The following is a 19,697-nucleotide window of genomic DNA, read 5'->3' as shown; positions in this document are numbered from 1 at the left end:
TAGCACCGAAAGCATGTGATGGCCGAGAAGAACGAACGCCCGATCAAAGTTGTCGCCGAGAACCGCAAGGCCCGCTTCAATTACGCCGTGGAAGACACGGTGGAGGCGGGCATTGCGCTGACCGGCACCGAGGTGAAGTCGATCCGCAACGGCAAGAGCACGATCGCGGAATCCTATGCCGATCCCAAGGACGGCGAGATCTGGCTGATCAACAGCAACATCCCCGAATATCTGCAGGCCAATCGGTTCAACCACGAGCCCAAGCGCCCGCGGAAGCTGCTGTTGCATCGCAAGCAGATCAACAAGCTGATGGGCGCAGTCGAGCGTCAGGGCATGACGCTGGTGCCGCTCAAGATGTATTTCAATGAACGCGGCCGCGTGAAACTGCAGCTCGCGCTCGCCAAGGGCAAGCAGCTGCACGACAAGCGCGCCAGCGAAAAGGACCGCGACTGGAGCCGCGAGAAGGGGCGTTTGCTGCGCGCGCGGGGGTAATCACCGTCGTCATTGCGAGGTCAGGAAAAGCCAATTGGCTTTTCCCTTAGCGCAGCGACGAAGCAATCCAGAGGGCCGCAAGCGAAGACTGGATTGCTTCGCTACGCTCGCAATGACGGAGTTCATAGCGTGACCCAACCGAGCCTCACCGATGTCGATTGGAGCAAGATTCCGGCGCCTGAGGACGATGGCGCGGCGGTGCATCTGGTCGGCATGGCGATTCCGTCGCTCAGCCTCCGCGCTACCGATGATACCACGGTCGATCTCTCCGAACTGAAAGGCCGCACCGTGGTGTTCGGCTATCCGCGCACGGGCGAGCCTGGCAAGATCGGACTTACCGACGACTGGGACATGATCCCCGGCGCGCGGGGCTGCACCACGCAGGCGTGCTCGTTCCGTGATCTGTTTTCCGAGCTGAAAGCCGCGGGTGCAAAGCAGGTGTTCGGCCTGTCCACGCAGAGCAATGCCTACCAGACCGAGATGGCCGCGCGGCTGCATCTGCCGTTTCCGGTGCTGTCTGACGAGAAGCTCGAGCTGACCGACGCGCTGAACTTGCCGACCATGGATGTCGCCGATCTCACATTGATCAAGCGCCTCGCGCTGATCATCGACAACGGCACCATCTCGCATGTGTTCTATCCGGTGTTTCCGCCGGACCGGAATGCAGGAGATGTGTTGGAATGGTTGAAGGCCAATCCGGTTTGACCTGTAGGGTGGGCAAAGCGCAGCGTGCCCACCTTTAACACCGGTACACTTGAAGGTGGGCACGTCGCTTCGCGCCTTTGCCCACCCTACAAGTCAACCGCGAGCCAGATCCTTCTTCACCCGCGCAAACACCGCACGAAACATTTCCGGCGTGAGCACGCCGGTATTCGTGTTGTATCGCGAGCAATGATAGCTGTCGTAAAGCTTGAACCGGCCGGCATCATGGACGGCGCCATGGCCGAATGGTGCCGTCACCGCGCGGATGCCCAGCGTCTTCAGCATCGTGTCATGGGCGACGCGGCCGAGCAGCACGATGGCGCGCAGGTTCGGCATCTCGTCCATGGTGGCGATGAGGAACGGCCGGCATGTGGTGATCTCCACCGGTAGCGGCTTGTTCTGCGGCGGTACGCAGCGCACCGCATTGGTGATCCGGCTGTTGGTCAGTGTCAGCCCGTCATCCGGTCGTGCCAGGAAGGTGCCGGTGGCAAAGCCGAAATGCAGCAGGGTGTCGTAGAGCAGGTCGCCGGCATAATCGCCGGTGAATGGGCGCCCGGTGCGATTGGCGCCCTGGGCGCCCGGCGCGAGGCCGACGATCAGCAGCTGTGCATCGGGGCCACCGAATGAGGGGACCGGCGCATTGAAGCCGTCCGGTTCGCGCGCGCGCAGCTCCGTCCGGTAATCGACCAGACGCGGGCAAAGCGGGCAGTCGCGGCCAGGATCCGTCGAAGTGCCAGCGGAGATCGTGGTTGCGACCACCGCCGGCTGTTGTCGGCTCAATTGAGTCCGAGTCTTCAAGGTGTCGGGCTTGGAAGTCTCAGTCTTCGAAATCGTCGTCGCCTCGCGGTGCCACAGTGGCCGAGCGCTGCAGGAATTGCGGCGTCTGGTGACGCGGTTCGCGCGGGGCAGGGCGCTCGGCCGGATCACGGCCGATCTTGCTCTGCAACTCCATCAGATCCGTGAACACGTCCGCCTGGCGGCGCAACTCGTCGGCGATCATCGGGGGCTGGCTCGAAATCGTGGAGATCACGGTGACGCGGACGCCGCGGCGCTGCACGGCTTCCACCAGCGAGCGGAAATCGCCGTCGCCGGAAAACAGCACGATCTGATCCACATGTTCGGCGAGTTCCATGGCATCGACGGCAAGCTCGATATCCATGTTGCCCTTCACCTTGCGCCGGCCGGATGCATCGATGAATTCCTTCGTGGCCTTGGTCACGACGGTGTAGCCGTTGTAGTCGAGCCAATCGATCAGCGGGCGAATCGATGAATATTCCTGATCCTCGATGATCGCGGTGTAATAAAAGGCGCGAACCAGAGTGCCACGGCTCTGGAACTCCTTCAGGAGGCGTTTGTAATCGATGTCGAAACCAAGCGTCTTTGCAGTGGCATAGAGGTTCGCGCCGTCAATGAAGAGCGCGATCTTGTTAGACGATAGAGACATCAAGTTTTCTCATATGGTTTGTTGTTGTTCACGTTTTTGGCACGACGTGTTCGCCGTCGCGCATTTGATGCAATGTGGTCGTCCGCCTTCTGGCAGAACGGCTTGATCAGGCGTCACACAAAGGAATTGCGGAGAGCGATATGCTCATCCCTCTGCCTAGGCAATGCAGCCTTTTGGTGACTTGCAGACGTTTTTTGGCCACGAAACGGAGTTAACCGTCACATACCATAAAGGGTAACATAATGGGGTAGAAAACGAAACCTCGAAGGCGAGATTCTAATTTCGTTCTTGCGCCGGACGCAAACCCCCTATACCTAGCCCGCATAATCATCATTTTCGGTCCCCCAGCACACGGAGCGACATTTCATGGCGCGCGTTACCGTCGAAGATTGCATCGACAAGGTCGATAACCGGTTCGATCTGGTCCTTCTGGCCGCTCACCGGGCGCGCATGATCTCGTCCGGCTCTCAACTTACGATTGACCGGGACAATGACAAGAACCCGGTCGTGTCTCTGCGCGAGATCGCCGATGAAACCATTTCGCCGGAAGATCTCCGCGAGGAGCTCGTGCATTCGCTGCAGAAGTTCGTCGAGGTCGATGAGCCCGAGCAGGATGCCGTGCCGCTGATCGGTTCGGCCGGCGCCAGCGTCGATGCCGACGACACCGAAGTGGCCGTCGAGCGCATGACCGAGGAAGAGTTGCTCAAGGGCCTCGAAGGTCTGGCTCCGCCGGAAGAACAGCCGGAAGAGGACGAGTAAACCGATACGCGATGCGTATTGCTTAACTCTCCCGATCAACATCTCGCGCACAGGCCCGGACAAGCGTCCGGGCCTTTGCTTTTTGGAATGGTTTCAGGGCACACTTGCGCAATCACGCAGAGTCACTGTTGACCGCACGAAAGAGGACGATGGCCAGTTCGCGCCGCAATACACGGCAGATGCAGGCCGAGAGCGAGACCGTCGCTCCGGCAACGTCGGCGCGCACCGATACACCATCTGCGGAGGGAGCTGCGAAGACGGCGCGCGCCGGGCGTGCGCGCATGATGCGGCAATACGATCTGGTCGAACGGGTTCGCTCCTACAATCCCAACACCGACGAGGATCTGCTCAACCGCGCCTATGTCTATGCCATGGTGGCCCATGGTGAGCAGACCCGGGCGTCTGGCGATCCCTATTTCACCCACCCGCTCGAAGTCGCGGCGATTCTGACCGATCTCAAGCTCGACGATGCCACCATCGTCGCGGCGCTGCTGCATGACACGATCGAGGATACCGAGGCCACCCGCGCCGAGATCGACAAGCTGTTCGGCCCCGATATCGGCGCGCTGGTCGAGGGACTGACAAAGCTCAAGCGGCTGGAGCTGGTGTCGCGCGAGGCCAAGCAGGCAGAGAATCTCCGCAAGCTGCTGCTGGCCATTGCCGACGACGTGCGCGTGCTGCTGATCAAGCTCGCCGATCGCCTGCACAATATGCGGACGATGGAGTTCATGCCGCCGGCCTCGCGCCGCCGCATTGCCGACGAGACCCTCGACATCTATGCGCCGCTGGCCGGCCGCATGGGTATGCAGGCGATGCGTGAGGAGCTGGAAGAGCTCTCCTTCAAGGTGCTCGATCCCGATGCCCATATGGTTGTGGTGCAGCGCCTCGATGCGCTCACCGAGCGCAATCGCGACCTGATTGGCATGATCGAAAGCCATCTCTCCACCAAGCTGCAAAAGAACGGCATCAAGGCGCGCGTCACCGGGCGTCGCAAGAAGCCGTTTTCGATCTGGACCAAGATGAAGCGCAAGTCGGTGGGCTTCGAACAGCTCTCCGACATCTACGGCTTCCGCGTCATCCTCGAAGATCTCGAAGCCTGCTACCGCGCGCTCGGCGTCGTGCATACGACATGGCCCGTCGTGCCCGGCCGCTTCAAGGATTACATCTCGACGCCGAAGCAGAACGACTATCGTTCGATCCACACCACCGTGATCGGACCCGGCAATCAGCGCGTCGAACTGCAGATTCGCACCGAGGAAATGCATCGGATCGCCGAATACGGCATCGCCGCGCATGCCTTCTACAAGGAGGGCGCGGGCTCGCCGAATGAGCGGCTGAAGCGCGAGTCCAATGCCTTCGCCTGGCTGCGCCACACCATTGGGATCCTGTCCGAGAGCACGAATCCGGAAGAGTTCCTGGAGCACACCAAGCTCGAACTGTTCCACGACCAGGTGTTCTGCTTCACGCCGAAGGGCAAGTTGATCGCGCTGCCGCGCGCCGCCAATGTCATCGACTTCGCCTATGCCGTGCATACCGATGTCGGCAACAGCGCTGTCGGCTGCAAGGTCAACGGCAAGTTCGCGCCGCTGTCGTCGGAGCTGCAGAATGGCGACGAAGTGGAAGTGCTCACCTCCAAGGCGCAGCAGGCGCCGCCGGCTGCCTGGGAAGCGCTGGCCATCACCGGCAAGGCCCGGGCTGCGATCCGCCGCGCCACGCGCACCGCGATGCGCGATCAATATGCGAGCCTCGGTCGCCGGATCGTCGAGCGCCTGTTCGCCCGCGCCAAGATCGACTATGCCGACGATCAGTTGAAGGGCGCGCTGCCACGCCTTGCGCGTTCGTCGATTGACGATGTCATGGCATCGGTCGGCCGCGGCGAGTTGCGTGCTGCGGATGTCGCGCGCGCGATGTATCCCGACTACAAGGAAGAACGCGTCGGTCGTTTCGCCGCCAATAAGAAGAGCACGGCTGACAAGGTGCGGACCGGCGATGGCGCCGGCAAGTTCACCTCGGTGATTTCCATCGGCGGCGTCAATTCCGATCTGCCGGTGCGCTTTGCGCCGAATGGCGGCGCCGTGCCGGGCGATCGCATCGTCGGCATCGTCACGCCGGGCGAGGGCATCACCATCTATCCGATCCAGTCGCCGGCCCTGCGCGAGTTCGAGGAAGAGCCGGAGCGGTGGGTTGATGTGAAATGGGACGTGGACGATTCGTCGCCGCAGCGTTTCCCGGCGCGCCTGTTCCTGCAAAATGTCAACGAGCCGGGCAGCCTTGCGCAGATCGCCCAGGTGATCGCCGATCACGACGGCAATATCGACAATATCAGCATGCATCGCCGCTCGCCCGATTTCACCGAGCAGACCATCGATCTTGGCGTCTACGACCTCAAGCATCTCAGCGCGATCATCGCCCAGCTGCGCGCGAAAGCGGTCGTGGCGAAAGTCGAGCGGGTGAACGGGTAGGGGCGGTCTCTCCACCGTCATTGCGAGGAGCGAAGCAATGAAGCAATCCCGTTTTTCCTTTGTGAATCTGGATTGCTTCGTCGCCAAGAGGCTCCTCGCAATGACGGCGGCGGGTTGCTAGAAATACGCCATCGAATATCGCTGTTTTCCGAAAGCTGCCCATGTCTTCGTCCCTCCGTCTCGGCGTCAATATCGACCATGTGGCCACCTTGCGTAATGCGCGCGGCGGCAAGCACCCGGACCCCGTGCGCGCCGCGCTGGAAGCAATCGCTGCCGGTGCCGATGGCATCACTGCACATCTGCGCGAGGATCGCCGCCATATCCGCGATGCCGATATGGAGCGCTTGAAAGCGGAGATTTCGAAGCCGCTGAATTTCGAAATGGCGGCAACGCCTGACATGGTGCGGATCGCGCTCGGCGTGCAGCCGCATGCGGTGTGTCTCGTGCCCGAGCGTCGCGAGGAGCTCACCACCGAAGGTGGCCTCGACGTGGTCGGCCAGCGCGAGTCGCTGGAGCCGACCATTGCGCGCTTCACCGACGCCGGCGTGCGCGTCTCGCTGTTCATCGCCGCCGACCCGAAGCAGATTGAGATGGCCGCCAAACTGAAAGCACCGGTGATCGAGATCCATACCGGCGCTTGGTGCGACGCCATCACCGACGGCGAACTCATCAAGGCCGAGAACGAGTGGCAGCGCATTGCGGCAGGCGTGAAGCTGGCTAAATCCGCTGGCCTGGAAGTCCATGCCGGCCACGGCCTCGATTACGCAACCGCCGAGACCATCGCGGCGCTGCCCGAAATCATGGAGCTGAATATCGGCTACTACATGATCGGCGAGTCGTTGTTCGTCGGTCTGTCCGAGACGGTGAAGCAGATGCGCGCGGCGATGGATCGCGGTGTCGCCAAGCGGGCGCGCGCATGATCATCGGCATCGGTTCGGACCTGATCGACATCACCCGCGTCGCCAAGGTGATCGAGCGCCATGGCGACCGGTTCCTCGATCGCGTCTTCACTGAAGCCGAGCGGGCGCGTGCCCAGCGCCGCGCCAAGAGCGAGAAGATGGTGGTCGCCACCTATGCCAAGCGCTTCGCCGCCAAGGAGGCGATGTCCAAGGCGCTCGGGACCGGGATCCGACAGGGGGTCTGGTGGCGGGACATGGGCGTGATCAACCTGCCCGGCGGCAAACCGTCCATGAAACTGACCGGCGGCGCACTGGCGCGGCTGGAGAAGCTGATCCCGCCCGGCCATGAGGCCCAGATCGACCTATCGATCACCGATGACTGGCCGCTGGCGCAGGCCTTTGTGATCATTTCAGCTTTCGCTAAGTTATAGGTGGCTGTTTTTTGTGTGTGTAGCCTTTGCGTGTAATCATGGTTCCGGTTTATCGGGGGAGCCATGATCAGCAAAGTCGTGCAAAACGAGCGGGTGAAGCTGCTCGCAGGCTTCATGAACACGATTGCGGCTGCATTCTTGTCCGCCGGCTGCATCGGTCCGGCCTTGGCGTTCTTCTATGGTTTGACGCCGGCGGGGATCAATGGAGGCATTCTCATCATCGGCTCCTTGGCTTGCATGCTGTTGAGTGCAGCCTTACATTTTGTTGGACATTTGGCGCTCGGAGGGATCAGGGAATGACCTATTTCGAGATTTACGCACTGTCCGCGCCGTTTATAGGGGCCTTTTTTGCCATCTGCTTTGCATTTGTCATGATGCGCTTGAACCGGCACGATCCGGAGGCTGAACAGGCGGAGGGCCCGCGGGCGGACCTCAAACAGGCCGCCGAATAGGGCGCGCGGCTTGCGCTCACCATCCCCCTGTCACGGCCGCTTGACGGGGCAATTCATTGCACCGGTATCGACAACCGTTTAAACCTGCGGAGAAATCGATCCGCCGCAAATCCTTGCTCATGCCCTCAAAGGCCTTTGCAGGACTTTGTTATAACCAGTTGAGATTGTTGCATTTTGGCTGCCGGACCCACGTCCTGGCGCGATATGCTAAGGACATCTGCGCCCCTTGGCGCGGGAATCGGGAAAGCGATGAGCGTGACATCCGGGACCAAGTCTGAAAGCGGCATTGGCGAGACCATCCGCGTCGTCATCAACGCGCTGCTCATCGCCCTGGTGATCCGGACTTTCCTGTTCCAGCCCTTCAACATCCCGTCGGGTTCGATGAAGGCGACGCTGCTGGTGGGTGACTACCTGTTCGTCTCCAAATACTCCTACGGCTACAGCCACTATTCGATCCCGCTGTCGCCCAACATCTTCTCCGGTCGCATCTTCGGCTCCGATCCGGCCCGCGGCGACGTGGTCGTGTTCCGCCTGCCGAAGGATGACAGCACCGATTACATCAAGCGCGTGATCGGCCTGCCCGGCGACACCGTGCAGATGAAAGAGGGGCTGCTTCACATCAATGGCAAGCCTGTGCAGCGCGAGCGCATGAGTGATTTCGTCGGCGAGGATCCCTGCGGCTCCGATGCCACCGCGCGCGTGAAGCGCTGGAAAGAGACGCTGCCCAATGGCGTCAGCTATGAGACGCTCGATTGCGTCGATAACGGGTTCTACGACAACACCATCGAATACAAGGTGCCGCCCGGCAACTTCTTCATGATGGGCGACAATCGTGATAACTCAACCGATAGCCGCGTGCAGTCGGCGGTCGGTTACGTGCCGTCCGAAAATCTCGTCGGTCGCGCGCAGATGATCTTCTTCTCGATCGCCGAGGGCGAACAGGCTTGGCAGATCTGGCGCTGGCCGACCGCCGTGCGCTGGAGCCGCATTTTCTCCATCGTGCGATGACGGACGATCACACCAAAACCATCGAGGCGGCCGCGCCGAGGGACGACGAACACAGCGTGACGCCGGAGGCGCCCAAGGAGACGACGGCCCAGCGCAAGAAGCGCGCCCGTGCCGATGCCAAGGCGGCCGTTGCCGAAGTCGAGACGCGGATCGGTCACGTCTTCAAGGATGCGCAACTGCTGGCGACGGCCTTCACGCATGTCTCCGCGCTGAAGTCGCAGCGCAGCCGCAGCGAAAGCTATCAACGCCTCGAATTCCTCGGCGATCACGTGCTTGGCCTCGTGATCTCCGACATGCTGTATCGCGCCTTTCCGAATGGCGACGAGGGAGAGTTGTCGAAGCGGCTGGCCGATCTCGTGCGCAAGGAAGCCTGCGCCGATGTCGCGCGGCTGCTCGGGTTCCAGGATGCGATCAAGCTCGGTTCGGTCGGCGCCGGTGTCGGCCAGCGCTTGCGCAAGTCGGTGCTCGGGGACATCTGTGAAGCTGTGATCGGCGCGATCTTCCTCGACGGTGGTTATCCCGCCGCGGAGGGGTTCGTGCAGCGCAACTGGACGGAGCGCATGCGCAAGCCGGTGCGTCCGCTGCGCGATCCCAAGACCGTGCTGCAGGAATGGGCGCAGGGCCGTGGTCTGCCGACGCCCGTCTATCGTGAAGTTGCGCGCTCCGGCCCGCATCACGATCCGCATTTCAAAATCGCGGTGGATGTGAGCGGGCTCGCATCTGCTGAAGGCGAGGGCGGCAGCAAGCGTGCCGCCGAAAAAGCCGCAGCAACAGCCATGCTCGAGCGCGAAGGCGTGAAATCTTGAAGGATGATGACTTGAACGACGACGTTGACCACACCGCCGAAGGCGCCCCGCAGGAGACACGCTGCGGTTTCGTTGCGCTGATCGGTGCGCCCAATGTCGGCAAGTCCACGCTGGTCAATGCGCTGGTCGGCTCCAAGGTCACCATCGTCTCGCGCAAGGTGCAGACCACGCGCGCTTTGATCCGCGGCATCGTCATCGAGAACCATGCGCAGATCATCCTGGTCGATACGCCCGGTATTTTTGCGCCGAAGCGCCGGCTCGACCGTGCCATGGTGAAGACCGCCTGGAGCGGCGCCCATGATGCCGATCTCGTCTGTGTGCTGCTGGATGCCAAGGCCGGTATCAATGAAGAGGCCGAGGCGATTTTCGATCAATTGTCCAAGGTCAATCATCCGAAGATCCTGGTGATCAACAAGGTCGATATCGTCGCCAAAGAACGGTTGCTGAAACTGGCGACCGATGCCAATGCGCGCCTCAAATTCGACGAGACTTTCATGATCTCGGCCATGACCGGCGATGGCGTCGATGACCTGCGCCGCCGGCTCGCGGCCGACGTGCCGGAAGGCCCGTATCACTATCCCGAAGACCAGATGTCGGATGCACCGTTGCGGCATCTCGCGGCGGAAATCACCCGCGAAAAGATTTTTCGCCAGCTGCATCAGGAGCTGCCGTACCAGTCAACCGTCGAGACCGACAGCTGGCAGGAGCGCAAGGACAATTCCGTGCGCATCGAGCAGACGATCTTTGTCGAGCGCGAGAGCCAGCGCAAGATCGTGCTCGGCAAGGGCGGCGCCACCATCAAATCCATCGGCGCGGTTGCGCGCCGGGAAATCACCGAGATCGTCGGCGTGCCCGTGCATCTGTTCCTGTTCGTGAAGGTGCGCGAGAACTGGGGTGAAGATCCCAATCGCTATCGTGAGATGGGCCTCGAATTCCCGCAGGAATGACCGTGAGTGCAGCCGTGACCGTTCCTGCCGACCTGCCCAAGAACGTCTTCTATTTCGAAGTGCTGCTCTACGCGTCGCTGATCCTCGACTGCATCTCGATCGCTTTCCAGGATCGCACGCCTGACCTTCGCCTGTCGGAAAGCACCATTGCAGCGGCAAGCCTGGTTGCCGCCTGCATGCTGCTGTTCTTCGTCTATCTGGTCTGGCTCGCCGCCTATCGCCGCAAGAGCTGGCCGCGCTGGGTGCTGGTGGTGTCGCTGAGCTTGTCGGTGCTGTCGCTGTTCCAGATGCTCGGTGTCTACGGCCTGCAATTCGACAATGCTATCGAGATCGTGTCGTGCATTTTGACGGCGCTGGGATTGTATTGCGCGTTCACGGGCGAAGCGCGCGAATGGTTTAACGCTTAGCCAGTCCACCCTGCGGTCTGCTATATTTCCCCCATGGAATGGACCGACGAAGGCATCATCCTCGGCGTGCGGCGACATGGCGAATCCGGCGCCATCGTCGAGCTGATGACGCGTAGCCATGGTCGGCATCTCGGCCTTGTGCGTGGCGGGGCGGGGTCGCGGATGCGCCCGGTCCTGCAGCCCGGCAACAGCGTGCAGGCGATCTGGCGCGCGCGGCTCGACGAGCAACTCGGCTACTACCTGATCGATGCCACCAAGCTCCGCGCGGCGACGCTGCTCGGTGCGTCCCATGCCGCCTACGGCGTCACCCATCTCGCGGCGATCGCGCGGCTGCTGCCGGAGCGTGATCCGCATGACGATATCTACGCCATGCTCGAACACATCCTCGACGACTTCGATCATCCCGCTGTCGCCGCCATCCACACGATCCGCTTCGAACTGGCTATGCTCGCCGAACTCGGCGTCGGCCTCGATCTGGAGAACTGCGCGGCCACCGGCGCGACCACCGATTTGATCTATGTCTCGCCGAAATCCGGCAACGCCGTCTCGCGCTCAGCCGGCGAGCCCTGGCGCGACAAGCTGATGCCGCTGCCGCCTTTCATGCGCGAGGCCTATGTCGCGGAGCACGGCCTGTCCGACCGCGATCTGCAGGAGGGGTTTGCCATCACCGGCCGCTTCCTGCTCCGCAATGTGCTGGAGCCGCGCGGGCAGCAGCTCTCAGAGGCGCGTACAGGCTTCATCGGGGTGGTGATGCGGCAGCTGAAGCGAGGCGAATAAGGCCGGTCACGGCGCCGATACCTGCCGCGGCGCGGAACGCTGCCCTGAATGGTTGCAGACCGTTCGCACTACCCTGTTACCGTATCATCACACCATTGCCAAAAGCGCAACTCGCCTCGGAATAGGCTTCCGGTTTCATTGTACCTCATAGTCGAATCGCTGAAGCGTGGCGGAAATGTGTTCGCATGAGCCGGCAGCAGTGAAGCGCAACGCGCGGCAAGAGCCCCGCACCAGCCTGATCTGACATCGCTCAAGCGGACACCGTGCGGGAGACCGCGCTCGATGGAATGCCGACAGCGCTGTCGGTGCAATGGTTGGGAATGCCTCCGATGTCGTCACCCTCGCTCGACGTGACCCCTGTCGCCGCTCTGTCCGTTCCCGCCGGCGACAGGCCGTCTTTCGCCTTCCGGTCATCGGCCCGGCGCCGGGTGCGTCTGCATATCACGGCGAGTGTCCTGGCACTCGCAATGGCGACGCTGGCCGCGCCGGCCCTCGCGCAACAGACCGGCGGCAATGGCGGCTCCGGCCGCGCGGGTGGAACCACGGATCCAACCAACGGCGCAGGAAGCGCCGGGACCGACGGCCGCGCTACCAACGGCGGCGGCGGCGGTGGCGCCGGCGGTGGCAATGGCGGTGCCGGCTCTGATGGCTCTAACAATCTCTTCGCTGGGGGAGCAGGCGGAACAGCGGGCAGCAAGGATGGAGGCGGTGGTACCAGCAACAGCACCACCGGCGGCGCCGGCTCTGGCGGCGGCGGCGGCGCGCACGGTGTCGTTGCCGCGACATTTGCGTCGGGTGTCACGGCGACCGGTGGTAACGGTGGCGTTGGCGGTTATGGCAACTATAGCGGCGGTGGCGGCGGTGGTGGCGGCTATGGTGCGTTCATCACAGGTGCCGGCAGCGTAACAGCGCTGAGCATTTCAGGCGGTGCCGGCGGCAGCGGCGGCGATGGCGGCACAACGGGTGCCGGCGGTGGCGGTGCGGGTGGCGTCGGTGTGTGGTTCGCAGCATCGGGCGAGCTGATCAATTCGGGGACGATCACTGGCGGCAGAGGCGGTGCAGGCGGTGTAAATCGTAACTTTGGTGCAACCGGCGCGGCCGGTGCGGGCGGCGCAGGCGTCGTTGGTGCGGACCTCACCATCGTCAATTCCGGCAGCATTTCGGGCGGCATGAGCGGGGATGACCTGACCCGCGCCAATGCGATCACCTTTACCGGCGGTGTCAACAGCCTGACCCTCATGTCCGGCTCGGTCATCACCGGCAATGTCGTTGCCTTCAGCACCGCTGACACATTGGGACTTGGCGGCAGCGCGGATGCGAGTTTCGACCTGTCGCAGTATCAGGGCTTCGGTACGCTGGAGAAATCGGGCAGCAGCATCTGGACCGCCACCGGCACAGCCGGCTCCGCGATGACCTACCGGATCACCGAAGGCACGCTGCAGATCGGCGATGGCGGCACCACGGGATCGATCCTCGGCGATGTCGTCAATAACGGCACGCTCGCCTTCAACCGCAGCGATGCCGTGACTTTCGACGGCGCCATCTCCGGCACCGGTCATGTGACCAAGGACGGAGCCGGCACAACGCAGCTCGGCGGCACCAACACCTATTCCGGCAGCACCACCATCAACGAAGGCACGCTGAGGATATTCAACGGCCAGGCGATCTCGGACACCGGCAGCGTCATCGTCAATGCGTCGGCACGATTTGAGATGGGCACTTCCGAGACGATCGGCTCGCTCGCGGGCAGCGGCGATGTCGGCATCTTCGGTTTTTCGACATTGACTACCGGTGGCAACAATACATCGACCGAATTCGCTGGCGTGATCAATGACGAGATCGTCCCCGAGGCCAACCTCACCAAGATCGGGACCGGCACGCTGACGCTGTCCGGCACCAGTACGTATACCGGCGAGACCACCGTCAATGGCGGCACGCTGAGTGTCAACGGCTCGATCGCTACGTCGTCGATGACCACGGTGAATACGTCAGGCACGCTTGGCGGCATCGGCACTGTCGGCAACACCACCATCAATGGCGGCACGCTGGCGCCGGGCAACTCCATCGGCCAGCTCACGGTGCAAGGCAATCTCGTGATGACATCGGCCTCGACCTACATCGTCGAGGTTTCGCCGACAAATGCCGACCGCGTCAACGTGACGGACAGCGCCGATCTCGGCGGTGCGAAGGTGAATGCGAGCTTCTCGGCCGGTAGCTACGTGACGAAACAATATACAATCCTGAACGCGACGAACGGCCTTGGCGGCACGACCTTTGGATCGCTGGTCAACACCAACCTGCCATCCAGCATCACATCGACGCTGAGCTACGACACCCATAATGTTTATCTCAATCTGGAGCTGGCTTTCGGCATTCCCGGCGGGCTCAGCGGCAATCAGGCCAGTGTCGGCCGCGCGCTGACGGATTTCTTCGATCGCACCGGCGGCATTCCGCTCGCTTTCGGCGCGCTCGATGCTAAGGGCCTGATGCAGGTGGCCGGCGAGACCACGACGGGATCGCAGCAGACCTCGTTCGATGCGTCCAGCATGTTCATGAACATGATGACCGATCCCTTCGCCGCCGGCCGCGGCGAGGGCGCACCAGGCGCGATGCCCTATGCCGGCAACGCGATGGCCTATGCCGCGCCGAAGCGTGCGCCGACCGATGCCTTCGCATCGATCCACCGCAAGGCGCCGCTGATGGACACGCCGCAGGAGTGCTGGAACGTCTGGGCGGCCGGCTTCGGCGGCTCGCAGACCACCGACGGCAATGCGGCGATGGGATCGAACAACAGCAAGTCGAGCATCTACGGCATGGCCGTCGGCGCCGACTACTGGTTCTCGCCGTTCACGGTTGCCGGCTTCTCGATGGCCGGCGGTGGCACCAATTTCTCGGTGAATGGCGGCGGCTCCGGCCGATCGGACATGTTCCAGTTCGGTGGTTTCGTCCGGCACAATATCGGCTCGGTCTATGTCAGCGCCGCCGCGGCTTACGGCTGGCAGGACATCACGACGGATCGCACCGTCACGGTTGCCGGCCTCGATCAGCTGCGCGCGAACTTCAACGCCAACAGCTATTCCGGCCGCTTTGAGGTCGGCAACCGGTTTGTCGCGCCATGGATCGGTGGTGTCGGCCTCACGCCTTACGCTGCGTTCCAGGTCACGGCGTTCGACCTGCCGTCCTATGCGGAACGGAGCGTCGCGGGCAGCAATCTGTTCGCGCTGTCCTATGCCGCCAAGATCGCACTGTCGCCGCGCAGCGAGCTTGGTTTGCGCACCGACAAGTCCTTCGCCGTCAACGACGCGATCCTCACGCTGCGCGGTCGCGCAGCCTGGGCGCACGACACCAACCGCGATCGCTCTGCCAGCGCGACCTTCCAGTCGCTGCCGGGCGCGAGCTTCGTCGTCAACGGCGCTTCGCTCGCGAAGCACACGGCGCTGACTTCCGCCTCCGCCGAACTGAAGTGGATGAACGGCTGGTCCATCGCCGGTACGTTTGAAGGCGAGTTTTCGGATGTCACCCGCAGCTATGCGGGGAAGGGTGTGGTGCGCTACGCGTGGTAGTGCAGGGTAGCCGGCTATCACCGTTTGCGGGAACTTTCCCGTGACATTTGATTCATTTCTTGCCCGATTCGCCTGACCGCGCTAATGCCCCGCCATGGGAAAAAGACTGATTCCGCCGGAGCCGGCTGAAATTCACGAGGTGCAGCTTCGCGAGGCGCTCGAGGAGCGCTATCTCGCTTATGCGCTCTCCACGATCATGCATCGCGCGCTGCCCGATGCGCGGGACGGCCTGAAGCCGGTTCACCGCCGCATCCTCTATGGCATGCGCCTGCTCAGGCTCGATCCGGGCACGCCGTTCAAGAAGTCCGCCAAGATCGTCGGCGACGTGATGGGCTCGTTCCATCCGCATGGCGACCAGGCGATCTATGACGCCATGGTGCGCCTCGCGCAGGATTTCTCCTCGCGCTATCCGCTGGTCGACGGCCAGGGCAACTTTGGCAATATCGACGGCGATAGTGCGGCTGCCTATCGTTACACCGAAGCGCGCATGACGGACGTCGCGCGGCTCTTGATCGAAGGCATCGACGAAGACGCTGTCGAGCTGAAGCCGAATTATGACGGCCAGTCGAAGGAGCCGGCAGTGATGCCGGGCGGCTTCCCGAACCTGCTCGCCAATGGCGCGCAGGGCATCGCCGTCGGCATGGCGACCTCGATCCCGCCGCACAACGCCGCCGAACTCTGCGACGCCGCGCTGCATCTGATCGAGAAGCCCGATGCCAAGTCGAAGGCGCTGCTGCGCTTCGTCAAGGGACCGGATTTTCCCACCGGCGGCATCATTATCGACTCGAAGGAATCGATCGCCGAGGCCTACACGACGGGCCGTGGCTCGTTCCGCACCCGTGCAAAATGGTCGGTGGAAGAGGGCGCACGCGGCGCATGGAATATCGTGGTCACGGAAATCCCGTGGCTGGTGCAGAAGTCGCGCCTGATCGAGAAGATCGCCGAACTGCTCAACGACAAGAAACTGCCGCTGGTCGGCGACATCCGCGATGAATCCGCGGAAGATATCCGCGTCGTCATCGAGCCGAAGACGCGCAATGTCGATGCCGGCCTCGTGATGGAGTCGTTGTTCAAGCTCACCGAGCTTGAAAGCAAGATCCCGCTCAACCTCAACGTCCTGGTCAAGGGTCGTATCCCAAGGGTGCTCGGCCTCGCCGAATGCCTGCGCGAATGGCTCGACCATCTGCGCGAAGTCTTGTTGCGCCGTTCGCAGCACCGCAAGGGCCAGATCGAGCATCGCCTCGAAGTGCTCGGCGGCTACCTGATCGCCTATCTCAATATCGACGAGGTCATTCGCATCATCCGCACCGAGGATGAGCCGAAGCCGGTGTTGATGAAGGCCTTCAGCCTCACCGAGCTGCAGGCGGAGTCGATCCTGAACATGCGCCTGCGTAGCTTGCGCAAGCTCGAAGAGTTCGAGATCAAGAAGGAAGACAAGGCCCTGCGCGCCGAGCTGAAGGGGATCAACGAGATCCTCGGTTCGGAAGCTGTGCAGTGGTCAAAGGTTGGCGAACAGGTGCGCAAGGTGCGCGAAATGTTCGGTCCGAAGACGCCGCTCGGCAAGCGCCGCACGGTGTTCGCGGATGCACCGGAGCACGATCTCGCAGCCCTCGAAGAGTCGCTGGTCGAGCGCGAGCCCGTCACCGTCGTGATTTCCGACAAGGGCTGGGTGCGCACCCTGAAGGGCCAGGTTGCCGATCTGTCGAACCTCACCTTCAAGCAGGACGACAAGCTCGGCCAGGCCTTCTTCGCGGAGACCACGTCGAAGCTGATGCTGCTTGCCACCAATGGCCGTTTCTACACGCTCGACGTGGCGAAGCTCCCCGGTGGCCGCGGTCATGGCGAGCCGATCCGCCTGTTCATCGACATGGAAGGCGATGCCGCCATCGTCTCGGTGTTCGTGCACAAGGGCGGCCGCAAATTCCTCATCGCCAGCCTTGAGGGCCAGGGCTTCGTGGTGGGCGAGGACGATTGCGTCAGCGCGACCCGCAAGGGCAAGCAGATCATCAGTGTGGACATGCCCAACGAGGCGCGTTGCCTGACCCTGGTGGAAGAGGGGACCGATCAGGTCGCCGTAATCGGCACCAACCACAAGATGGTGATCTTCCCGCTCAGCGACGTGCCGGAAATGTCGAAGGGCCGCGGCGTGCGTCTGCAGAAATACACCAGCGCCAGTCTGTCCGACGTGGCCGTGTTCAACGCCAAGGCGGGTCTTACCTGGCGCGACTCTGCAGATCGCGAACGCTCGATGACCTGGAAGGAACTGGCGGAATGGCGCGGCAACCGCGCCGATGCCGGCCGTCAGGCCACGGGCCTGCCGACCTCGAACAAGTTCAACAAGCCGATCGAGTAATGTGTAGCCCGGGTGGAGCGAAGCGAAACCCGGGGACCGGCGTTTCAACTAGTTTTGCTGCCCCCGGATTGCGCTGCGCTTCATCCGGGCTACGGGTCCGAGCATGACCGTCACGATCTATCACAATCCGCGTTGCGGCACCTCGCGCACCACGCTCGCTCTGCTTCAGGAGCGTGGTGTCGAACCGGTGGTGATCGAATATCTCAAGACGCCGCCGGATCGACAGCAGCTCAAGGCTTTGGCCAAAGCTGTCGGCGGTGTGCGCGGTTTGCTTCGCGAGAAGGAAGCGGTCTATGGCGAACTCGGGCTCGCCGATCCCACGCAGGGCGACGATGCGCTGCTCGATGCCATCGCCGCACATCCCATCCTGCTCAACCGGCCGGTCGTCGTGACGCCCAAGGGCGCACGCGTATGCCGGCCGGCTGAGACTGTTCTGGAAATTTTGTAACGTCGTGCTTTACCGCACTCCGCCCTCATCCTGAGGAGCCGCGTATTTTGCGCGGCGTCTCGAAGGATGGCCGCAATCTCCGAGCCAAGACAGCTCATGGTTCGAGACGCGCGCAAGGGCGCGCTCCTCACCATGAGGGCGGAATGGAGGCTAGCCCGTCTCTTCCTCGACCATCTTCGTCGCCAGCACCTTGTCGATGCGGCGGCCGTCGAGATCCATCACCTCGAATGTCCAGCCATGCGAGATGATGGCGTCGCCGACATCGGGGATGCGGCCGAACTCATAGAGCAGGAAGCCCGCAAAGGTCTGATACGGCCGCGAGCCCTGCGGCGGCTCGATCGCCAGCAGCGACATGAATTCCAGCGCCGGCATCCAGCCGGAGATCAGATAGGAGCCATCCTCCCGCTTGTGGAAGGCGAGTTCGGCCGGGCCTTCCTCGGTGTGGAACGCGCCGACGATGGCTTCGAGAATGTCGGCCGATGTCACGACGCCCTGGAAGGTGCCGTATTCGTCATGGACGAGGCCCATATGCACGGCGGACTCACGCAGGATCCGCACGACGTCGCGCGCATCCAGCGTGTCGGGGATCACCGGCGCCTCGCGCACCAGCGCGCGGATATCCGGCGTGCCTCCGGCGAGAAACGCGCCGAGCAGGTCCTTGGCCTGCACGATGCCGATGGCGGAATCCATGTTGCCGTCGAACACCGCAAAGCGCGAATGCGACGAGCCGGTGATTTCGGCGTGAATGGTCTCGATGGGATCGGCGAGGTCGATCATCGCCACCTCATGGCGCGGCGTCATCACCGCGCCGACGGGGAGGTCGCCTAAGCGCATCACGCCGGCGATCATTTCCTTCTCGCCGGGTTCGAGCACGCCCGCGGTCTCCGCTTCCGTCACCAGCGTATGGATCTCGGCCTCGCTGACCTTGTCTTCATTGACGCCGCGCTGGCCGAGCAGGAACAGGATCGCTTTGCCGGAGCGGTCCAGCAGCCACACCACGGGCAATGAAATCTTCGCCAGCAACACCATCGCCGGCGCAACGCGCACGGCAACGGCTTCGGGATCGCGCAATGCGATCTGCTTGGGCACGAGTTCGCCGATGATCAGCGATGCGTAGGTGATGAGCGAGACGACGATGCCGACGCCGAGCGTATCGGCAAGGCCTTTCGACATGCCGAGATCGAGCAGCTCCGCCGTCAGGCGCTGACCAAGGGTTGCGCCCGAGAATGCGCCCGAGAGCACGCCGATCAGCGTGATGCCGATCTGCACGGTGGAGAGAAACTTGCCGGGGTCCGAGGACAGCGCCAGTGCGCGGCGCGAGCCCTTCACGCCTTTTTCGACGAGGCCGGCGAGGCGGGCAGGGCGGGACGAAACGATCGCCAGCTCGGACATTGCGAGCAGGCCGTTGAGGACGATCAGGACCGCGACGATCCCGAGTTCGAGCGATAACACAATGGTTCCTTCTGATAATGGAGCGCCGAATGTAATCGATCCGGGCGCGTCTCGCCATGCCGCACACGCCAGACGCGACACAACGGCTCATCCCCTTGAAAAGCTGCAGACAAGCTCCGCGCGATACGCACCTGCTTGATACGTCATCCACAGGTGGTAAGGTGGCATGGTGCCATTGCAGGTGCCGTGCTGTCGGGCGCAGGTCGAGGTCCACATGACGAAGACGCTGACGTCTGTTGTTCCGCCTCGACAATTTGAATCAGGCTTAACGCGATCCTGGGTTCGTTGGCCCATC

Annotated in this window: 19 protein-coding genes; 16 read left to right on the top strand and 3 right to left on the bottom strand. The window is 62.7% G+C overall.

The window, feature by feature from the left end:
- Positions 1 to 18 precede the first annotated feature (18 nt).
- Positions 19 to 492, top strand: a complete 474-nt coding sequence (smpB, locus tag RPMA_RS17110; RefSeq protein WP_211908914.1) for an SsrA-binding protein SmpB — start codon at positions 19 to 21, stop codon at positions 490 to 492.
- Between the two features lie 129 nt (positions 493 to 621).
- Positions 622 to 1,197, top strand: a complete 576-nt coding sequence (locus RPMA_RS17105; RefSeq protein ID WP_211908913.1) for a peroxiredoxin — start codon at positions 622 to 624, stop codon at positions 1,195 to 1,197.
- A 93-nt stretch (positions 1,198 to 1,290) separates the two neighbouring features.
- On the opposite strand, the gene RPMA_RS17100 is transcribed toward RPMA_RS17105, so the two are convergent.
- Together RPMA_RS17100 and RPMA_RS17095 are read right to left on the bottom strand one after the other, a co-directional pair.
- Positions 1,291 to 1,974: a uracil-DNA glycosylase gene (locus RPMA_RS17100; RefSeq protein WP_249225251.1), complete on the bottom strand. Its 684-nt coding sequence runs from the start codon at positions 1,972 to 1,974 to the stop codon at positions 1,291 to 1,293.
- Between the two features lie 37 nt (positions 1,975 to 2,011).
- Entirely contained in the window at positions 2,012 to 2,638 is a 627-nt protein-coding gene (locus RPMA_RS17095) for a LabA-like NYN domain-containing protein (RefSeq protein WP_211908911.1), read from the bottom strand.
- A 366-nt stretch (positions 2,639 to 3,004) separates the two neighbouring features.
- Here RPMA_RS17095 and rpoZ point away from each other — a divergent pair, with 366 nt between their 5' ends.
- The 14 genes from rpoZ (at position 3,005) to arsC (ending at position 17,950) form a co-directional block, all read left to right on the top strand.
- Entirely contained in the window at positions 3,005 to 3,397 is a 393-nt protein-coding gene (gene rpoZ / locus RPMA_RS17090) for a DNA-directed RNA polymerase subunit omega (RefSeq protein WP_211908910.1), read from the top strand.
- 149 nt (positions 3,398 to 3,546) lie between these two features.
- The gene (locus tag RPMA_RS17085) at positions 3,547 to 5,859 is read left to right on the top strand and encodes a RelA/SpoT family protein (protein ID WP_211908909.1); all 2,313 of its coding nucleotides are present in this window, start codon (positions 3,547 to 3,549) and stop codon (positions 5,857 to 5,859) included.
- Between the two features lie 161 nt (positions 5,860 to 6,020).
- Positions 6,021 to 6,779 carry a pyridoxine 5'-phosphate synthase gene (locus RPMA_RS17080; protein ID WP_408056444.1) on the top strand — a complete coding sequence of 253 codons (759 nt, stop codon included), beginning with the start codon at positions 6,021 to 6,023 and terminating at the stop codon, positions 6,777 to 6,779.
- A complete protein-coding gene (gene acpS, locus RPMA_RS17075; protein WP_211908908.1) occupies positions 6,776 to 7,189 on the top strand; it encodes a holo-ACP synthase in 414 nt (137 codons plus the stop codon). Before RPMA_RS17080 ends, acpS begins: the two co-directional genes overlap by 4 nt.
- Positions 7,190 to 7,252: 63 nt before the next feature.
- Positions 7,253 to 7,489 carry a hypothetical protein gene (locus tag RPMA_RS17070; RefSeq protein WP_211908907.1) on the top strand — a complete coding sequence of 79 codons (237 nt, stop codon included), beginning with the start codon at positions 7,253 to 7,255 and terminating at the stop codon, positions 7,487 to 7,489.
- On the top strand, positions 7,486 to 7,641 hold the full coding sequence (locus RPMA_RS17065; protein ID WP_211908906.1) for a hypothetical protein: 156 nt from the start codon (positions 7,486 to 7,488) through the stop codon (positions 7,639 to 7,641). Before RPMA_RS17070 ends, RPMA_RS17065 begins: the two co-directional genes overlap by 4 nt.
- 249 nt (positions 7,642 to 7,890) lie before the next feature.
- Complete coding sequence (gene lepB / locus RPMA_RS17060; RefSeq protein WP_211908905.1) at positions 7,891 to 8,649, top strand: signal peptidase I; 759 nt, start codon at positions 7,891 to 7,893, stop codon at positions 8,647 to 8,649.
- The gene (gene rnc / locus RPMA_RS17055) at positions 8,646 to 9,455 is read left to right on the top strand and encodes a ribonuclease III (RefSeq protein ID WP_211913702.1); all 810 of its coding nucleotides are present in this window, start codon (positions 8,646 to 8,648) and stop codon (positions 9,453 to 9,455) included. The genes lepB and rnc overlap by 4 nt, the downstream gene beginning before the upstream one ends.
- An 11-nt stretch (positions 9,456 to 9,466) precedes the next feature.
- Positions 9,467 to 10,402 (top strand): GTPase Era, encoded by a 936-nt coding sequence (era, locus tag RPMA_RS17050; protein WP_249225249.1) that lies wholly within the window; start codon positions 9,467 to 9,469, stop codon positions 10,400 to 10,402.
- A gap of 2 nt (positions 10,403 to 10,404) precedes the next feature.
- A complete protein-coding gene (locus RPMA_RS17045) occupies positions 10,405 to 10,809 on the top strand; it encodes a hypothetical protein (RefSeq protein WP_249225247.1) in 405 nt (134 codons plus the stop codon).
- 33 nt (positions 10,810 to 10,842) lie between these two features.
- On the top strand, positions 10,843 to 11,586 hold the full coding sequence (gene recO / locus RPMA_RS17040) for a DNA repair protein RecO (protein ID WP_211908902.1): 744 nt from the start codon (positions 10,843 to 10,845) through the stop codon (positions 11,584 to 11,586).
- 329 nt (positions 11,587 to 11,915) lie between these two features.
- Positions 11,916 to 15,149 carry an autotransporter domain-containing protein gene (locus RPMA_RS17035; RefSeq protein WP_305848999.1) on the top strand — a complete coding sequence of 1,078 codons (3,234 nt, stop codon included), beginning with the start codon at positions 11,916 to 11,918 and terminating at the stop codon, positions 15,147 to 15,149.
- A gap of 94 nt (positions 15,150 to 15,243) precedes the next feature.
- Entirely contained in the window at positions 15,244 to 17,502 is a 2,259-nt protein-coding gene (parC, locus tag RPMA_RS17030) for a DNA topoisomerase IV subunit A (protein WP_211908901.1), read from the top strand.
- 103 nt (positions 17,503 to 17,605) lie between these two features.
- Complete coding sequence (gene arsC / locus RPMA_RS17025) at positions 17,606 to 17,950, top strand: arsenate reductase (glutaredoxin) (RefSeq protein ID WP_211908900.1); 345 nt, start codon at positions 17,606 to 17,608, stop codon at positions 17,948 to 17,950.
- Positions 17,951 to 18,100: 150 nt separating this feature from the next.
- Here arsC and RPMA_RS17020 read toward each other — a convergent pair whose 3' ends face one another.
- Complete coding sequence (locus RPMA_RS17020; protein ID WP_211908899.1) at positions 18,101 to 19,402, bottom strand: hemolysin family protein; 1,302 nt, start codon at positions 19,400 to 19,402, stop codon at positions 18,101 to 18,103.
- Positions 19,403 to 19,697 lie beyond the last annotated feature (295 nt).

The organism is Tardiphaga alba, assembly GCF_018279705.1.
GTDB lineage: Bacteria > Pseudomonadota > Alphaproteobacteria > Rhizobiales > Xanthobacteraceae > Tardiphaga > Tardiphaga alba.
This window is presented reverse-complemented; position numbering and strand designations above follow the sequence as displayed.